Source organism: Bifidobacterium aquikefiri (assembly GCF_002259795.1).
GTDB lineage: Bacteria > Actinomycetota > Actinomycetes > Actinomycetales > Bifidobacteriaceae > Bombiscardovia > Bombiscardovia aquikefiri.
Window position 1 is genome coordinate 179,001 of the sequence record NZ_MWXA01000002.1, and the last position, 19,455, is coordinate 198,455.

The following is a 19,455-nucleotide window of genomic DNA, read 5'->3' on the forward strand; positions in this document are numbered from 1 at the left end:
GATCATTCTATTGTGTATACCAATGGTTCTATTGATTGAGATTTCGGCATGCTGGCCACACCGTGTTTTGGCCACACCGTGTTTTGACCACACAGCGTTTTGGCCACACAGCGTTCTTCTCACACTGTGTTTTGGCAGTCGGTCTCATGAGGGCACATTGCTAAGATTCCATACATCTCGGCCATGACTGCGCTGGAGAATTCAGATGGTGACGACGGAGATTGGATGGATCTGGCGGAATTCACAGCCTCAATAGGCGGCCAGCAGCATTGCGCCATGGAAGCGTGCCGTATTCGGTGCAGCAATCGGGAACCTTAATGGCCATTTGCGCAACCACGGTTTTCTCCGAAAGGACCGAATATGGCAACTGGCGCCAGCAGCTGCTATGAACGCCAAATCATGTGAAGACAAGCTGCCGGATCTACATCAATTGTTCGTGTTCGGGCGAGAAGAAATAACTGTCGTCATGTTCTTCGAAGATGGAGCGCCCTCATTGTTCGAGGTTCCTCGAGCAGTCGCATTCGTCTGGATTGCAGACATATATGCTGGCAGCTCTTCGCCCCGGCAACACTACCCGGCGACACTACCCGGCACGCAATATTCGCAATATTCATCCATGAGCTTTCCCGCTCATGGATGGTATTTTCATCAACTCGACCACGAGCATGTGCATTCCCAACGGTACGAGAACGGACTTCAGGCTTTGCGAGAATCTTTGTTAACACGGTGCGCCCACCCTGTGCACGGGATGCTTCACATCACCTCATTCTGCGAATCGAGAGGGCGGAGATCACTGAAATGACGGTCATGACGATTGCCGTGGGAAAGACCCAGAAGTATCCGCCAAGCTGCACGACGATCAACGATGTGAACGACGCGCCCAGAGCCTGACCTGCGCAGGTTGCGATGTTGAGGAATCCCAGATCCTTGCCTGCAGACTTCTTGTTGGGAAGCACATCCACGTTGATCGCCTGATCGACGGCCATATACATGCCATAACCGAAACCGGCAAGCCCGGCAAAAAGATACATGCCCAGTTCGCTCGGCATGATCCATGGCATGGCAATGCCAATCGCATACAGCACACCGGCAAGGCAGATCGATGGCTTTCTGCGTCCAATGAAATCGGTGATTGGCCCTGAGGTCGCGGATGCAATCAGCGAGACGATCATGGTGATGATGGACATCAGCGAGATGGCTGCCGCCGTTGTCGCCTTGGAAGCACCGATATAGTCTTCAAGGATATACAGCTGGTATGAAGTAACCATCTGGTATGCAATGATCAAGCCGGTTCGACATATGAAAGCCTTCCAGAAGTCGCTCGCTCCTGCAATCGGGGGCGTAAACGATCTGACGATTACTTGGACCAGGCTTTCGCGTTCATGCTTCAGGTTCTTGCTTGACTGCTCGCGGGGAAAGGCAAGAACCGCCAAGATGCCCGAAAGAATGAGCAGCACCGCAGCCACTCCGAAGCCGAGCAGCACCGTGGTGAGGAATGCGGCAGCAACCATGTTGCCGATCGACTGGCCTACGACTGCCCCGCCACCAAATGCTGCCGAAATCGTTGCTCTGCGTTCCTCTGGAATACGGTCCGAAAGCACTGCCGTGATTGGGGCAACCATCATGTTCAAACCAATCAGTGACGTGCAATAGGCGATACCTACGCCAATCCACGTTGCCGGAAGACTGATGATGAAGAATCCCAAGCCTGTCAGCAATGCGCCAACGACAATCCATGGTGTGCGCTTGCCAAATCGCGAGCGCGTTCTATCGGAAAGCGCTCCGAGAAACACGTTGATGAACATGGAAAGCACCGCGCCAACCGCGTTGATGGTTCCCAGTGCCGAGCTGTAATCGACAATACCCAAATCCTTGAGTTTCTGCGGCATTAATACACCGGTAACCATCGTAAAACCGGCATAGATCAGTGTATTGAATACGAAGAATCCAATCAGATATCTCCAGAAATCTCGTGTTGATAGTGGTGAAGACGTGGAATCATCGTTGCTTGGACTTACCGCAACCAGCTGAACAGCTGGACCGGCATCGTCGACAACGGCTTGTGCGCCCAGCGCTTGGGTGATGGTAGGGCGCATCTCAGGCGAATCCAGTGTTGCCGCGTCGGAATGTGCAGGAATGCTTCGAGTTTGTGTGCTCATTGTCTTGCTCCTTACTTAAAGCCCCTCAGCGGAGCTTCATCCAGACACTGGTGTCTTGTGGCAGTGTGCCGTCTGCGGTCAATGTGCCGGAAGCAAGCATGATCTCGCCTTCGGGAAGTTCGATGGGAGCAGCTGAGAAGTTGGTGACATTAGCCCAGCCATTGCTCCTGCGATACGCAATTACTCCGCCGTGATTGCCCGTCGCGCCATCGGCAATGTCAGAAGCCGAATCTTGAGGAAGCCACTCGAAATCGGTATTGAAGACTTTCAAGTCGTGACGAATGCGCAGGGCCTTGCGGTAGAGGCTGAGCATCGAATCATCGTCACTCTCCTCACGATCAACGGCACAATCATGGAACCACATCGGCTGTGGAAGGTGTGGACGCTGCAATTCTGAACCATTCGTCGATGCTGGCGAGAATCCGAAGGATCCCCTGCGAGCGAATCCATCGTGATGGGAATCTTCCGAACCGTCTTCGGCCACCCATGGCAGGGGCACGCGGCAACCATCGCGGCCCTTGCTGCTATCTGCCTGACGCGTACGCAGGGCAGTCGGGTCCTCGAGTTCGTCCCAAGGGATGTTGGCAACCTCAAAGAGCCCGAGCTCCTCACCCTGATAGATGTATGCCGAGCCCGGAAGAGCCAACTCAAGCAGTATCGCAGCCTTGGCGCGCTTGGTGCCGAGCTCCCTGTTTTCGACGTATCCAGAACCATCACGCAGCAACCAATCGAGCGACATCTGATGCATGTGCCCAGGGCTTGGAATCTGCGGAAGAGCATATCGGCTGGCACTGCGCGGCACATCATGATTACTCATCACCCATGTGGATGTCGATCCTGCCTTGTCTGCAGCCGCAATTCCCTCGGCTATCGCATCATGCATCTCATCGCGAATCCAGTTCTTCTTGGCAAACTCGAAGTTGAAGACCTGACCAAGCTCCTTCGTGCTGGCATACAGATACTGGCGATCGGGATTGACCCATGCCTCGGCCACGGCGAAACGTGGAGGATTGTATTGGTTGAACACCTTGCGCCATTCACGATAGATCTCGTGAACCTCATCGCGGTCGTATACAGGATCCGATCCGTCAGAAGGAATGGGCTTGAAAACATCAACATCCCAGTCATCGAGATCGTCACGATCCAGATCCTTGGCCAGTCCATGTGCCACATCGACCCTGAAGCCATCAACTCCATGATCGCACCAGAAGCGAAGCGTCTTGATAAAGTCCTGACGCACCTCCTCATTCTTCCAGTTCAGATCAGGCTGTCCAGGTGTGAACAGATGCAGGTACCATTGCCCATCCGCAACCTGCTTCCATGCTGGACCTCCAAAGTTCGCGGTCCAGTTCGTTGGTGGCAATTCACCATGCTCACCACGGCCATCACGGAAGATGTATCGATCTCTGGCCACGGAACCCTTCGGAGAGTTGAGGGCTTCCTGGAACCATGGATGATACATCGATGTGTGATTGGGAACGATATCGACAACCACCTTGATGCCACGGCTATGTGCGGCCTGAACCATGTCACTGAAGTCTGCCATGGTGCCAAGCCGAGGATCGACATTGCGATAGTCGTCAACGTCATATCCTCCATCGAGCAAGTGGGATGGATAGAACGGACTCAGCCAAATGGCATCGATGCCAAGCTCATGAAGATAATCCATCTTCGAGGTGATGCCACGGATGTCACCAAGGCCAGAGCCTGTGCTGTCTTTGAAGGATCGCGGATAAATCTGATAGACACTCGCCTGCTTCCACCACAATGCCTGATCATCAGAAACCAACGTCCCTTCCGAATTGTCGGTACCGGCACAAGCCTTGGCAGAGACGTTCCCACTGAGGGAAGCATTGTCATGCCCCAATTCGGCAGTATCCTTTGAGTCGTTATTCATAGTCAACTCTGACCTTCTTCGTATCGTCATCGATTGCAATATCGGTTTTATGCTAGCGCTTGCACACAGTTTATGCAAGCGCTAGCATTTCTTCGTTCATCGTGCCACCTCATGCTGGACGTAATGACCCGGCTCCTAGATTCCAAGCCTCTCGCGCCGCCATGAGGCAATGGAGTAGCAACTCGCTGGCAGCGCAGGGGTATTCTTGATCGTGCGAGATAAGCCATGCTGCGCACAGGGAGTAGGGTGAACGATGCTTTTGAAGGACTTGGCCAAGGTGGCGGGCGTGTCCCTTTCGACTGTTTCGCGAGCGCTTCACGGTGACCCCCGCATCAGCGAACCTACAAGGCAGCGCATTCAGGCGATCGCGGACCGCGAGCATTTCGTACTCTCAAAAAGCGCCTCTGCGCTGGCGTCACGCAAATCCTTCCGCATTACAGCTCTTTTTGTCGATCATTTCAACACCTGGTTTACTTCAACTTCTCTCGAAGGCCTGTATTCAGTAATCGAAACTTCGGATTATGATCTCTTTCCACTCGCATTGCATACTCCCGAAGAGCTCGACAGATATTTCAGATCGTTATCGAAAAACAACAACACCGATGGCATCATCATCTCTTCGATTCATCTCAGCAAGAAGCATACCGAACAGCTCGCAGCCTCTCACATTCCTGTGGTTGGACTGGATTCGTATGGGACTCAGGGCTACGATGCCGCGATTATACTCAATAACGAGCGTTCAATGACCATTGCCGCACAGACAATCAAGCGGCTCGGGCACACAACGATCGGTTTCGTTCACTATCCACAGCCCGGATTGTTTCGCGATTACAGCTATTCGGAGCGTATTCCGCAGTTTGAGAGCATCTGCAAGGCGCAAGGATATACATCGCAGTCATTCGAGCATTTCACCAGCGAAGATGGCAGAGCGGACAAAGCTGGAGTCGAATCGATCATCACGCGATGGGAATCCTCGCAAGTTCAGCCTTCGGTGCTGTTCGTGGAGACCGACGACTTTGCCATTACCCTATTGTCGGCCTTGCGCGAACACGGTTTCCGAGTGCCCGAAGACGTATCAGTGGTCGGCTTCGATGACAATCCGGTCTCTCAGCTCATTGGACTGGCTACATTCCGCCAGAATGCCCTTGAGAACGCCCATTACGCAGCGCATACCATGTTGGACCTGTTGCAGACCTCGTCTGCAAAGCACTGCGCTGGCTCTTACCACGCAGCGAATGCACCGGACGATGAACTATTCCACGAAGATGAGACGGCCTTTATCCAGCGAAGAACCCTGGCTAAGGCCAAGGGTGCTGCAAAAGCAAAGGGTGTCACAAAGGCAAAGACGCGCAATAAGCATTAATTGTTGTATATGCAACAAATGTACATATCGGGTATTACTCTGACTTCTTGCTTATATCCGCATTTTTTCGTTGCGGGGGCTTCAAGATTGAGAAAGTGAGGGGGGGGGACTTGCAGACACAACATACGGTCAACGGCACATTCCTCCACAAAGTTGTCAACAGCGAAGGTCTGAAGCGGCCAAGCATGGCAATTCATTGCCTGCACCACCTCATTCACCGCTACCTCAGCGCAACGCTGCCTGAAGATGCACGCATCGCAACAGGCTCGAATACACCAATAATCGTCTATCTTTCCAGACATCGGACGGGCGACGTATTCCAGCACGATATCGAACGCCATTTTTCGATTACCAGATCGACGGCATCCCGAGTGCTCACACGCATGGAGGCCAAGGGGCTGATCAAGCGCGAGGAAGTCGCACAAGACAAGCGATTGCGTAAGATTTCTCTCACCGATAAGTCATGGGGCATCGTCGAGCAATTACGCGAGAATGCGTCTCATATGGAAGAGACACTGCTTGAAGGTCTGAGTGAGACGCAGATCAAGCAACTGCTGCAAGCGCTTGCAACCATGAGGAAGAATCTGATTTCAACCGGACTGGTCGGAACACATCGGGATCAACACTCACGGGAGAAACCTCAACTTGGCGCAGTAGGGGAAAAGAACGATTCCACGACACACGAGCTTCAGCCAGAGGCAGGGATTTGAGACAAGAGACGAGGAAGGAACGAGAGCGAATGACGTCAAGAGCAACGCGACGTGACGATATAATTTCACAGCCAGAACATGCAGGCACTGAACGGAAAGATGTTCGCAGACAGATGACACCGGAGTCGTTTACGACTCGCGGGACAGATACCTTGCGTGTGTTGCTTTCAAGTCTGCGTGAATTCAAGAAGACGACGTTGCTGGCGCCTGGGTTCGTATTCGTCGAGGGCATTCTCGAAATCATCATCCCCACCATCATGGCGGCGCTGATCGATGAGGGAATAACCGGCAGGAACATCAGCGCGCTATGGCGTTTTGGGATTATTCTGCTCTGTTGTTCGGCAGTGTCGTTGACCTGTGGATTCCTTTCAGGAAAATATGCGGCTTATGCTGCTTCGGGCCTTGCGAAAAACCTTCGCGGCGACATGTTCGACCGAATGCAGTCCTTCAGCTTTACGAATATCGACCGCTTCTCCACCGGATCGATCATCACACGGCTGACCACCGATGTCACCAACATCCAGAACGCCTTTCAGATGATTGTTCGTCTCGGCATGCGTGCGCCGGTCATGGTCATTGTGTCGTGGATTTTCGCATTCCGCATCAGTCCTTCGATATCCGTGATCTTCCTGATCACCATTCCAGTTCTCGGCATCGGTCTGATGGCCTTGGCGTGGTTCGTTCACCCGATCTTCGAGCGCGTCTTCCGCACCTATGATGTGCTCAACAATACGGTCGACGAGAATTTGCAGGCGGTACGCGTGGTGAAATCGTATAACCGCGAGAATTTTGAAGTCCACAAGTTTTCGAAGATATCTCAGCTGATCTATAAGAACTTCGTCAAGGCCGAGAAGGTTCTGAGCTTTAATATGCCTTTGATGCAGTTATGCATGTATGCGACGATGATCGTGATTGCGTGGGCTGGCGCACACCAGATCGTGGCATCAGGCAACGTTTCCTCACTCGGACTCACCACCGGCGATCTGACTGCTCTGGTCACCTACGCCATGCAGATTCTGATGAGCATGATGATGCTTTCGATGATCTTCGTCATGGTGATCATTTCGCGCGCATCTGCCGAACGAATCACGCAGCTGCTTGTTGAACAAAGCACGGTCACCAATCCGGCACACCCCATCACGAAGGTTGCCGATGGTTCCATAGCATTCGACAACGTGACATTCCGATACGCAAGCAGTTCCGAAAAGCCAGTGCTGAATCATCTCTCACTCTCGATTCCAAGCGGCATAACGGTCGGCATCGTGGGCGGAACCGGCTCATCGAAGTCAAGCCTTGTTCAGCTCATTCCACGGCTCTATGATGTGACAGGCGGCTCACTGAAGGTGGGTGGCGTGAACGTCAAGGCATACGATCTTGAAACCCTACGTGATGCAGTGGCGATGGTACTGCAGAAAAACCTGCTGTTCACTGGAACGATCAGAGAAAATCTGTGCTGGGGCAATCCAAAGGCAACTGACGAGGAAATCGTTCATGCATGCAAGCTCGCCCAGGCTGATGGCTTCATTCGTGAATTCGCAGACGGATACGACACCCATATCGATGAGGGTGGCACAAACGTCTCGGGAGGCCAGCGGCAGCGCATCTGCATCGCGAGGGCATTGCTCAAGAAGCCGCAGATTCTGATTCTCGATGATTCCACAAGTGCAGTGGACACGAATACAGATCGGCTCATTCGCCATGCGTTCCATGAAGAGATTCCCGACACAACCAAGATCATCATCGCTCAGCGCATTGCTTCGGTACAGGAATCAGATCTGATCATCGTGATGAAGGATGGGGAGATCATCGATGAGGGGACACACGATGAGCTGCTTGAAAGCAGTGAGGAATATCGCGAAATCTATGAGTCACAGACCCAGAACAAGGAGGTGGCACAGGCATGAGCACCGCTACTGAAGCACAGCAGCCAGGGAAGGCAACGCAGGCGCCAAAGGCTCTGAACCATGGCAACGCACCACAATCAGACAACGCGAACATGAGTCGGTCGAAAGCCTCACGCAAGGCCGCACCCGGAACCACAAAGCGTCTTTTCAGATACATTCTCAGATACCGGTGGCGTGTCATCGTCATCGTGCTTTCGATCCTCATTTCTGCTGCAGCACAGGCTGGTTCCGCACTCTTCTTGCAGACACTTGTCGACAGTTACATTCTGCCGCTTGTAGGCGCGACGAATCCGAATTGGGAACCGCTGCTGCAAGCCCTCGTGCTCATGGGGCTGCTCTATGGCTTGGGCACCTTCAGCACATGGCTCTATAACTGGCTGCTCGTCGGAGTCGAGCAGGGAACCCTGAAGGACATTCGCGATCAGATGTTCGCCCATCAGCAGCATCTTCCCATCGGATATTTCGACTCGCACGAGCATGGCGACGTGATGAGCCGCTACACAAATGACACCGATACGCTTCGTCAGGCAATCAGCCAGTCCTTGCCACAGATGTTCTCTTCAATTGTGACGGCTCTCGCCTCTCTGATCGCCATGGCCTGGCTTTCCATCCCATTCACGCTGTTCACCATTGTGTTCAGCGTTCTGCTCATCGTCGTCGTGCGCATGCTGGTCACGAGAAGCGGCCACTTCTTCATCATTCAGCAAGAGGCCCTGGGCGATGTCAACGGTTTCGTCGAGGAATCGGTCAATGGTCAGAAGATCATCAAGGTGTTCAATCATGAACAGCAGACTGCGGACACGTTCCATAGGAAGAACGCGCTCCTGTTCGATGCCAGCGCTCAGGCAAACATGTACGGCAACACGACGATGCCAGTCGTTGCCAACATGGGATATCTGCTCTACATCCTGGTTGCCATAACCGGCGGCATCACGGCGATCTCCGGCTGGGGAAACTTCGGACTCTCAGGGGCAGGCACGATGACGCTCGGAACCATCATTGCGCTGCTCACCTTGACTCGTTCGTATGTGAACCCCATCGGGCAGGTATCAATGCAGTTCAACATGGTGATGATGGCCCTGGCCGGCGCATCTCGAATCTTTGCGCTGATGGATGAGCCATGCGAGGTCGATGACGGCTCTGTGACGCTTGTCAACGTGACCAAGGATTCCAACGGCGGACTCGTCGAATCCGATGCACCAACACAGCATTGGGCTTGGAAGCGTGCACCGGACGACGATGGCACCCGCTCCCTGGCACAGGCCAGCCTCTTGAGCTCCAGCGCGGCAGAAGTCGCACAAAAGGCCAAGGATGTCGCCGTGACTTCCGTCGATGGGTGTTTGACATTGCTTCGTGGCGACGTTCGCTTTACTGATGTGACTTTCGGATATGCGCCGAACAAGCCTGTGCTGCATGACATCACATGGTTTGCCAAGCCGGGGCAGAAAATTGCTCTCGTTGGCGCAACCGGTGCAGGCAAGACCACGGTCACGAACCTGATCAATCGCTTCTATGACATTCAGCAAGGCCAGATTCTCTACGATGGCATCGATGTTCGCAACATCAGAAAACCCGATCTGCGTCGCTCGCTGGGCGTTGTATTGCAAGATGTGAACCTCTTCACCGGAACGGTGATGGACAACATTCGTTATGGCAGGCTCAATGCCACCGATGAGGAATGTATCGAGGCTGCACGTCTTACGAATGCCGATGGCTTCATCCGCATGCTTCCGCAGGGGTATCAGACCATTTTGGAGGGCGATGGCAGCGGCCTCTCGCAAGGTCAGCGCCAGTTGGTTTCGATTGCGAGGGCAGCCGTTGCCGATCCTCCGACCATGATCCTTGACGAGGCGACATCCTCGATTGATACGAGAACCGAATCAGTGGTACAGGCTGGTATGGATGCGCTGATGCAGGGTCGAACGGTGTTCGTCATCGCCCACCGACTCTCAACCGTGCGCAATGCCGATGTGATCATGGTGCTCGATCACGGCAGAATCATCGAACGCGGCTCTCACGAGGAGCTCATCGCCCAACGCGGCGAATACTATCAGCTCTACACCGGAGCGGTCGAGCTGGAATAGCCAACCCTCGCACCTCGCACCCCAGCGCCCTTCCTCCCCGTCATCCCGAGCACACCTCACTACGTCATCCCGAGCATTCTTTCCTCGTCATCTCGAGCGTTCTTTCCTTGTCATCTCGAACGTTCTTTCCTTGTCATCTCGAACGGAGGCGTAGCCGTAGTCGAGAGATTCCCCCCCCCCCCGTCATCTCGAGCGGAGCGCAGCGAAGTCGAGAGATCTCACCCTCCACAGGATGCCAACAACTGAGATCTCTCGACTACGGCTACGCCTCCGCTCGAGATGACGGGGTAAAGAAAGAAAAGCCACGGCAATAGAAAAAAGGACTGACGGGGTAAAGAAAGAACACCCGCGGCGACGAAAAAGCGACTGACGGAGTATAGAACGCCTAGGGCAGCCTGCGATTGTGCATTACATCAGCTTGGTGGATTCCACATTCCTGACAATCCATTGATTCAGACTGATCACCGGTTTGCGCAAGAAGAGACCAAGAATGAGCGAGGGTACGAGGAACAGTGTGAGATAGCCCATCTGCTGCCAGTACTCGTTGCCATATGAACCTGCCATCGCGGCATGCATGGCCTGTATCGCATGCGGGAAGAGCAGGAAGGGATAGACCTTCTGAAAGAAGCTCGGAAGCAGCTCAACCGGGAAGGTCCCGCCAGAACCCGCGACCTGCATCACCAGCAAGATCACTGCAAACGCCTTGCCAATCGTGCCGAAGGAGAGCGCAAGCGTATACATGATGTTCGAAAATACGACTGCGCAAAGCCAGCAAACCAGCATGAACTGGAAGACGTGGTCGGCCTGGACCTTGAGATAGAACAGATCGCCGAGTCCCACCAAACCACCCTGACATAAGGCAAGCAGGAGCAGAAACAGATATCGTCCGAAATATTCCTGATGGAGTCTCAGGCCATAGTCCTGAGCGCTTCCCGCTGATTCCGGGAACATCTCGAGAGGGGTCACGCCCTCCTTGGGCATGGGCTTCAAACCCAGAACCTTCGCCTTCTGCCTATTGGAAATCGCTACCTTGATCATGGCAACGAGAATGATGCTGCCAACCCAAATCGAAAGAATCGTGTAGAAAGGTGTCATCGCGGATCCGTAGTTGGCAACCGCATAGATTGGGATGCGTTTGAGCCCGACCGGAGCCGCGAGCAGTGCTGCCAAGGCATCTGGGTTGGCGCTGCTCAGCTCATTCAGCCCTGCAATGTCGCCCTTATTGTATGCAGCCGTGAGCTGGTTACCGAAGTCTGAAAGCGATGTGGCTGCCTTGCGGAGTGTCTTGGCAGAGCTGCCCAGGTTTGACTGCAGCGAATGAATGCCCTTCACCGTGTTGCCAGAGAGTCCGGAAACATCGGAGATGGTGCTTGCAAGACTGCCGATGACCGAATCGGTCTGGTTGGAAAGATTGCGCATCGACTGGTTCAACGCTTCGAGTTGTGGCTTCAGATTGTTGGCATAATCGTTCGAGACCTTCGTCATCGAGGCCTTGGCGGAAGCAATGCTGGCCTGTATGTTGTTCAACTCTTTGCGTGCATTGCCATCGCCAGTACTGATGGATGTGACTGCGTCCGAGAGCTGTGTGGAGATGCTTTCCAGCCTCTTCTGAGTTTGCGTTGCGCTATCGGCCACAGCATGCAGAGCATTTTTCACGTTATCGTTATCTGCCTGGGCAGCCAGATCATTGAATTTCTGCGCAATTGTACCGAAATCGGTAGCGTTCCTGTCAACCTGGGTCTTGATGGTATTGAGCTGAGTCTGAATTGAGCTCCCCTGCTTCGACACGTTGCCAAAGGCGGAATCGACCTCTTGCGAAATCACATCATAGGAACTGCTGGCGTTTGCGAGCGCAGTGTTCACCGACTGTGTTGTCGCATCCAGCGAATCTCGAGCTGAAGCAATGCCAGATTCACCTTGTTTCAAGGCTTTCCGCGCTGAATTTGCACCATCGGATGTCTCGCCCAGCAACGCGTTGGTTGACTGAATGATATTACCTGAAGCGCCGAGCAAACCCGAGTAGGCATCAAGCTGATTGGCAGCTCCATTGAGCTGGTCTGCAAGAGTTGCCACATGATTGGTAGCATTGGTCACATAGTCCTTGGCCTGTGGGCTTGATGCATATTTCAGAACGCTCGATGCAATATCGAGACCCACACTTCCTATTGTCTTGGCAAAGCTGGTGTTGATGGTCGTGGTGACGGTGTCAGCGCCTTTATCGGTAATGTGTGGCGCAATTGCATTCGATTTCTCATTGATGTAATAGCGCAGCTTGGCGTGACGAATCTGGGTCGAGAACAGCGTCATCATGTCTGCGCTGAACTGCTTGGGAATAACGATCGCCGCGTAATAGTCACCGGATTTCACGCCATCGAGAGCCTTGGCCTTCGATACGAATTGCCAGTCAAGCTGGTCGTTCGCGCGCAGCTGGTTCAGCACGGTTTCGCCAACGTTGACCTTGATGGGAATCAAGTCTGACTTATAGCCAGCATCGGTATTGGCAACGGCGACCTTCAATGACTTGGTGTTGTCATATGGGTTCCAACTCGCAGCGATATTAAACCACGCATACAGTGCAGGGACTATGACCAGCCCCATGCACACGATGATGGCAATCACGTTGCGAGTGGCATTGCGCAGATCACCGATGAACAGCCTCCATATGTTTCTCATAGTTCCTGAGTCACCTCACCCGCTGATTCAGAGATGCTGCCGGAATTGTCTGAAAGTCTTGAGGCGGAGTCATGTCCCGCTCCATGCACAGCACCGGTATCTTGAGAATGCCGCAATGCGACCGATGTCATGCCCAACTGCCGAGCATAGCTATCACGCGCATATTCGACCATGATCAGATAGAAATCTATCAGAATGATCGAAGCTATCCACAGGTTCAGCATCACGATTTTCGCTTCGATACTGAACAGCAGCACCAGGAAGATAATCGGGAGCACGACGACGGATATGAGTCCGGCGCGAATCATCAATGGATAATTGCGGAAGAATCGGCGACCGCGCTTGCGAAGATCGTTCTCGAATTCCTTGGAATTGCCGAAGACTCGCATCATCGAAGCGAGATTCAAACTCGGGTTGGTGAGACTGCTCTGCTCGGTAATGAAGAGATCGGCCACTGCCAGCCTGTTGTCGAACATGACGTTCAGGTTCAACAGATATCTACGCACGAACAGGCCCAGCAGCAGGGCAATCGGAATGTAATAGGAGAGGCTCAGCAGATACCACCAATAATGTGTGCCATACATGCCGCCTATGGTCTCACGCATCGCGTTGATGCCGTAGCTAAAAGGCAGCCAGGGATTGAGTCTGCGGAAGAATTCGGGCATCAGCTCGATTGGATACATGCCCGACGAACCAGGAATCTGCAGGATCAGCAGAATCACTGCCACTGCCTTTCCTATATGCCGAAAAACCGTCGCAAGCGCATAGATGATATTCACGTAGACGAACGATGCCAGCACACCCGCGAACACGAAGAGCCAGGGGTATTGGCATTGAATGCCGATGACCAAATCACCTATTGTCACGAACAAGGCCTGCAACACTCCTAGCGTACTGACGAGCATGCCCCGGCCAAGGTAGGAGGAGGTTGTGCTGATATGCGAAAATTGTTCCTTGTCAACTTCAAGTTTGAAGATCGCGATGATGACGAAACCACCCACCCAGAGCGCAAGGTTCGTATAGAAAGGCGCTACGGACGAACCATAATTCGCAATTGGGTACACGGTTGTTGTGGTGAGGTCGACAGGCGACTGCATGAATTGTGCGATGCCGGCCTTATCAAGATGCATGACTTTGGCGACCTGCTTCCACACCGCCGAACTGCCCAACGCTGCCACATCGGTTCGCACCGAGGTGAGTTGAGCCTGCACTGTTGAAAGTGATGCTTCCGTTGTGCCAATTGAACTGCCTGCATCCGCGAGCGTACTGTTCAACTCGGCGAGCAGAGACGCAGACTGATCAACCGTTGATTGCAGCGATGTGACCGAACCGGACAAGGTGCCAGCAGCAGCCGAGAATGAGTCGAGACCATTCAGCAGGCCGGGAAGCGTGGTTGTTGAGAGCGTATTGCTCGCAGTGTTCAAGGTCGCTATGCCTGAATTCGCGGAATTGTTGACCGCACTCGACATGCTTCCGGTGGCGGATTTTCCAGCGTCGATAAAGGTGTTCGTCGAGGAATTGAAGGTGTTGAGCTGTTTGCGCTGCTGATCGTTGATTCCTTGCAACGCGTCTATCTGAGCTTCAATCCTTTGGTATGCCTGCCCATCTGGGTCGAGTCCAGAATCCTTCAACGCTGACTGCAGGTCATCGAGAGCATCGTCGTTGGTGTCCAAGACGCCAGTCAGTCTGTCATTCACGGTATTCACTGTTTTATCCGCGGTATTGAATCCATCGAGAATCGAGCTCGAAGCCAGATTCACATCGACCGTAATGCCAGAAAGCGCCGTCGAACCATTGTTCAAGGCGCCTATCAATGTATGTGAAAAGGTGAGAGATGATGAACGCGCCGTGCTAAGCGTTTTCTGTGACTGAGCAAGTGCCTGTTGCGCCGAAGTCATCTGCGCCGAAAGGCCTGTACAGGTTTTTTCCGCAGATTGCACAGCCGATTGAGCCTCGGATATCGTGTGCTGCATGCCTTGGAGGTTCGCCCGGAGGCCCTTGATGTCGTCAATCGTGGAATTCAGGTTTGATACGACACTTGCCCGGGTTTTCGAAGCCGAGCTGTCAAGATTGCCAGCAGCCGCAGATAGCCTTGACGCAACGACATCGCTCACCGTCGAAACGAACATCGAATTGATCGTCTTGTCGATGGAACTGGCACCCGTATCGGTGATCTTCGGGGCTACGGCGTTCTTTTTCTCGTTGACATAATATTTCAGCGCCGCTTGAGCAGTCTTGCCTTCTACCGAGCCGATGACCTGTGCACTGAAACCTTTCGGCAAGACTATGGCAGCATAATACTCGCCTGATTTCACTCCATTGATGGCATCATCTTCATCGACGAATTGCCATCCGAGTTCCTTGTTCTTGTGCAGACTGGTGACCACCTGACTGCCGATGTTGACGGTTCCGAACGAATCCGAATGCGCACCCTTGTCTTCGTTTGCAATGGCGACTTTCAGGTTTTTCGTATTCGAGTATGGATCCCAATTCGCAGCGATGTTGAACCATGCGTACAGCGAGGGGATGAGGCAGACACCAATCGTAATGATCAGGGCGATGGGATTGCGCAGCAGACGAAGGACATCCCGCCAATATATTCGAAAAGCCACACTCACCGGCTACCTCCCCACATGATCACTTCCACAAGTCTCTACCGGCAACACGACACAATGGCCCGTCGGATAGCTGTTTCGAACCAAAAGTCTGCTCATTGTGAACTTAGCAAAGTATAGAACCCAATTTTTCGAAAAAATACCACGAAATTCTCTCGTTTTCCCTCGTTTATACTTTGCTAAGTTCACAATGAATCAATGTTTCTCTGATGTATGCACTTTCACCGCAGACTAAGGGAACTTTTGAGGAAATTACGCTGGAGAAGCAGCAGGTTCTCTGCGACTTTTTCATCATTGGTCATATGCGTGATGCCGTTGAGAGGCAACACGGTGTGGGCACGTCCTGCACTGAGCAAAGCTTCAGAGAGACGCAGCGAATTTGCCACTGAGACATTGTCATCGGCAAAGCCATGGATCAGCATGAGTGGTCTGCGCAGCTTCGGTGCATCATCGATAATGCTGTTGCGGCGATATGTGTCTTCGTCCAAACCCAGGTAGCGCTCGGTGTAATGCGTGTCATAGAGCGTCCAGTCCGTTGGCGGTGCACCAGCGCATGCAGCATGGAACACTTCAGGCGCGCGAAGCACTGCGAGTGCCGAGAGAAAACCGCCATACGACCAGCCAATGATCGAGACCCGATCAAGATCTGCCTCAGGAGCAAACTCCGGTAGGGCTTGAACCGCCTCTATCTGATCGTCCAAGGTGACCTGAGCCATGTCATCCATGATGGCGCGATCCCAAGCGGGACCTCTGCCAGTCGTTCCACGCCCATCTGCCGTAAGTACTATGAATCCTTGATCGGCCCACCATTGCGAAGCCCAGTAATATGACTGTGCCAGCACAACCTGCTGATGGCCAGGACCTCCATAAGGCTTGACCAATACCGGCAGCTTTTCTGCGTGCTCGTACCCGCTGCCCTCGGAAGGTCTCACAATCGCAGCGCGCAAGGCATGCTTGCCCATGGTCACGAATTCGACATTTGGTGTGAATCCACATTCTGCCGCGAAATTATCAATCGCTGCGGTCTTCGCAGAAGTCTCATGAGACACGGAATCACGCACAGTAAAGAACTGCGTCATCTGGGATCGTGCGGTATCCATCCCTCGTCCTGCAATGACAATGCCCTCTCCTGATTGAGAAGCAGTCCATAGACCTGGCTCATCGTTAAGAACTTCAGCGTTGCCGTCATATGAAAATCGAACGACATCAAAGCTTCGAGGATCCTTCGAGGCAATTGCCAGAATCGAATCATCGCTGGCATCAACAACGCTACGAATCTGCCAGCCTACTGGTGAGATGGCTCTCCCATCCGAATAGAGTCTATTGGTGTCGTTTGTTTCATCAGCACGAACATCTATCAGCTTGCCCTTCGGCGACCATGTCGGCACTCCGGGTGTCAGATCGAGCCAGCAGTCGTCGCTATGCGTCTGGGCAACATGGGTGAGTATGCTGTGCAGATCGGAAATCTCATTATTATCAAGCACATAGCGTGACGATGACTGTTCTGCTGTGGCAGAATCATGCGAGGACTCGAATGGTGGAATCTGAAGAATCTGGTCGCCGTTCTGCCGACGATTCTGCACCAGAATAAGCGCATCATGACCGGCAACCCAATGGACTGAAGCGAGATATTCATATGCTGCAGTATCCCAAGCAACGCGTGAAAGCTGCGGTTTCCATATGTCGAGAAGCAGCAGGCCAACCTTGGCATTATTCGTCAATGCACGCGGATATCTCCGCCGAGATGCTGGATGATCTGGATTGGCCGGATCGCTGATATACCAGACATCCTCATTCGAGGCGTCGTAATGTTCGATCAATAGTTGACGCGAATCCGGCGACCACCAGAACCCTGCGTAGCGGTCCATTTCCTCACCGGCAACAAACTCTGCAAGACCTATCCTGACATCTTCGCCGGCGCTCTCGGCCAGATCGACCGCAGCTACGATTGGGGCATTCAGCTCCTCGGATTTGATGTCATCGCCGGATTCGGCGACATCGTTCTGCGAAAGCCGAATGACTACAAGACTTCTGCCTGTTGTATAGGCGATCAGCGAACCATCCGGAGATATTGTCGGGTTCAGCTTCGGACTATCCTGTGCTCCAAGCGAACTTGAATCCGTGGGATCAACAACATGAATGCATCGAGCGTGCCTGCCCTCCGAGGAACTCTCGTCGGCCACCGTTGCTGAAAGATCGGCAACCCAGATGTTCCCACCCAAAGCAAAAGCCGCACGTTCGCCGTCATCATCAACGCTATAATCGACAATTCCCTCGGCACTTTCACGACTGCGTTCCCTGCGTGCCTTCTCTTCATCCGGAACATCGTCATCAGCATGTCCCAGATGCTCGCCGATTGCGGCTCCCTGCATCAACTTTCGAGGGTCGGCGATCAATGTCTCGCAATGCTTTCCCTGACTATTCCAAGAACTCATCCACATGCTGGTAACCGGATCCTCCTGGCCACCGGAACGTAGAAATACAACACGTGAGCCGTCCCCCAAGGCTCGAGCCGAACGCGGTGCCCCCAATGAGAAGCGTAAGGTTCGTGCCTCTTTTCTTGGAAAGTTGACGATTCCCCGATTTATAACACTATGCTTGGTTTCACTCATGAATCTCACGCTAGCACCGTGCAGTCCAGACGGCATCACTGATATGTGCATTGCCACATAGGTATGTATTGCGTTTGGACTCTGACCAAATGAGACGTATTGAAGACTTTGCAAGAATTTCCGAGCACGGTATGAGGAATTCGCAACACTGCGTAAGATGTAGTGAGCATATAGAAAGGGATGACCATGAGCGTTCTCGACCGTTTTGAGAAAAGCGTTGAAGGTGCCGTTAATGGCGTGTTCTCAAAATTTGGTTCCAAGGATCTTCAACCTGTTGACCTGTCGAGTGCCTTGGAACGAGAGATTGATTCTCAGGCAATGGCAATGGGCCGCGATAGAACCGTTGCACCAAACGAATACCGTTTTAAGCTTTCCACACCGGACTTTGACCGCATCGAGCAGTGGGGTTCTGAGACCTTGGCCAATGAATTGGCTGACAAACTGACAAAATACGCAGAAACTCAGCATTATGCCTTTGTTGGTCCCGTAGTTGTCATCTTTGAAGAGGACCTGAATCTCGGAGCGGGCGACTTCCATCTGAGTTCAGAATCAGTTCAAGGCAACGCGGCACCGGCATCACCCCAATCAAGTTCCAAGGATTGCCCTGCCCTCGAGATCAACGGACGACAATACCTGCTGACGGCACCGAAGACTGTGCTGGGACGCGGTTCAAATTGCGACATCGTCATTGACGATCCAGGCATCTCTCGCAGACATCTCGAAATCGATGTCACAGACAAGGGTGTCATAGCTCGGGATCTTGGATCCACCAATGGCACGTATGTCGAGGGTCATCAGGTACCTGCGGCTACGCTTCTTGACGGCAACACAATAACCATCGGTCGCACACGCATTCTGTACTGGGCATCGTCACAGGAACAGGACTAGGCCTTGACCGAGGCAAAGGTCGAATCAATATGACTGAACTCACATTCGCCTTCCTCAAATACGGATTCCTGATAGTGCTATGGGTTTTCGCATGGCTCGCCGTACGCTCATTGCGTCAGGACATTCAGAGTTTCAGTCCGACGACCTCACGTGCACGCCGTAAAAGAGCCCGAGCAGCCAACAGATCGACGGCACGGGCGCAACGCTCGACCACGCAGCCCAAAGCTTCGAACACCCCTGCACAGGATGAAGACCCCACGCTGCTCGTAGTCATTGATGGACCAACAGCCGGCGTTTCCATTCCGCTGAGTCATCAGGCGATTACTTTGGGGCGCGCCGCTTCCAATACAATGGTTTTGGAAGATGAATTCGTGTCTTCGCACCACGCACGCATTTTCCAGGATCCATCCAGCGGGACATGGATCATTGAGGATTTGGGCAGCACTAATGGCACTGTTGTCGATGGACAACGCATCAGCGAGCCTGTCAGTTTGCCAGCGCGAGTCCCCGTACGAATTGGTGCAACGACTTTCGAGCTGAGGTAAATAAG

At 53.1% G+C, this 19,455-nt stretch carries 11 protein-coding genes; 6 read left to right on the plus strand and 5 right to left on the minus strand.

Going from position 1 to position 19,455, the window contains the following annotated elements:
* Positions 1-758 precede the first annotated feature (758 nt).
* Positions 759-2,159 (minus strand): MFS transporter, encoded by a 1,401-nt coding sequence (locus tag BAQU_RS01520; RefSeq protein ID WP_244568391.1) that lies wholly within the window; start codon positions 2,157-2,159, stop codon positions 759-761.
* A gap of 25 nt (positions 2,160-2,184) precedes the next feature.
* On the minus strand, positions 2,185-4,056 hold the full coding sequence (locus BAQU_RS01525) for a glycoside hydrolase family 13 protein (RefSeq protein ID WP_169713246.1): 1,872 nt from the start codon (positions 4,054-4,056) through the stop codon (positions 2,185-2,187).
* A gap of 253 nt (positions 4,057-4,309) precedes the next feature.
* On the opposite strand from BAQU_RS01525, the gene BAQU_RS01530 reads away from it, so the two are divergent.
* The 4 genes from BAQU_RS01530 to BAQU_RS01545 all read left to right on the plus strand — a co-directional run bounded on the left by BAQU_RS01530 (position 4,310) and on the right by BAQU_RS01545 (position 10,117).
* Positions 4,310-5,419: a LacI family DNA-binding transcriptional regulator gene (locus BAQU_RS01530; protein ID WP_094692290.1), complete on the plus strand. Its 1,110-nt coding sequence runs from the start codon at positions 4,310-4,312 to the stop codon at positions 5,417-5,419.
* A gap of 110 nt (positions 5,420-5,529) precedes the next feature.
* A complete protein-coding gene (locus BAQU_RS01535) occupies positions 5,530-6,129 on the plus strand; it encodes a MarR family winged helix-turn-helix transcriptional regulator (RefSeq protein ID WP_211277079.1) in 600 nt (199 codons plus the stop codon).
* A 113-nt stretch (positions 6,130-6,242) separates the two neighbouring features.
* A complete protein-coding gene (locus tag BAQU_RS01540; protein ID WP_094692351.1) occupies positions 6,243-8,033 on the plus strand; it encodes an ABC transporter ATP-binding protein in 1,791 nt (596 codons plus the stop codon).
* A 92-nt stretch (positions 8,034-8,125) separates the two neighbouring features.
* The gene (locus BAQU_RS01545) at positions 8,126-10,117 is read left to right on the plus strand and encodes an ABC transporter ATP-binding protein (RefSeq protein WP_094692352.1); all 1,992 of its coding nucleotides are present in this window, start codon (positions 8,126-8,128) and stop codon (positions 10,115-10,117) included.
* A 408-nt stretch (positions 10,118-10,525) separates the two neighbouring features.
* On the opposite strand, the gene BAQU_RS01550 is transcribed toward BAQU_RS01545, so the two are convergent.
* The 3 genes from BAQU_RS01550 to BAQU_RS01560 form a co-directional block, all read right to left on the minus strand.
* On the minus strand, positions 10,526-12,790 hold the full coding sequence (locus tag BAQU_RS01550; RefSeq protein ID WP_094692291.1) for a YhgE/Pip domain-containing protein: 2,265 nt from the start codon (positions 12,788-12,790) through the stop codon (positions 10,526-10,528).
* The gene (locus tag BAQU_RS01555) at positions 12,787-15,408 is read right to left on the minus strand and encodes a YhgE/Pip domain-containing protein (RefSeq protein ID WP_094692292.1); all 2,622 of its coding nucleotides are present in this window, start codon (positions 15,406-15,408) and stop codon (positions 12,787-12,789) included. The genes BAQU_RS01550 and BAQU_RS01555 overlap by 4 nt, the downstream gene beginning before the upstream one ends.
* Positions 15,409-15,626: 218 nt before the next feature.
* Positions 15,627-18,017, minus strand: a complete 2,391-nt coding sequence (locus BAQU_RS01560) for a S9 family peptidase (protein WP_094692353.1) — start codon at positions 18,015-18,017, stop codon at positions 15,627-15,629.
* Between the two features lie 186 nt (positions 18,018-18,203).
* Here BAQU_RS01560 and BAQU_RS01565 point away from each other — a divergent pair, with 186 nt between their 5' ends.
* Together BAQU_RS01565 and BAQU_RS01570 are read left to right on the plus strand one after the other, a co-directional pair.
* A complete protein-coding gene (locus tag BAQU_RS01565) occupies positions 18,204-18,905 on the plus strand; it encodes an FhaA domain-containing protein (RefSeq protein WP_094692354.1) in 702 nt (233 codons plus the stop codon).
* A 29-nt stretch (positions 18,906-18,934) separates the two neighbouring features.
* A complete protein-coding gene (locus BAQU_RS01570; protein ID WP_094692293.1) occupies positions 18,935-19,450 on the plus strand; it encodes an FHA domain-containing protein FhaB/FipA in 516 nt (171 codons plus the stop codon).
* Positions 19,451-19,455: the final 5 nt, after the last annotated feature.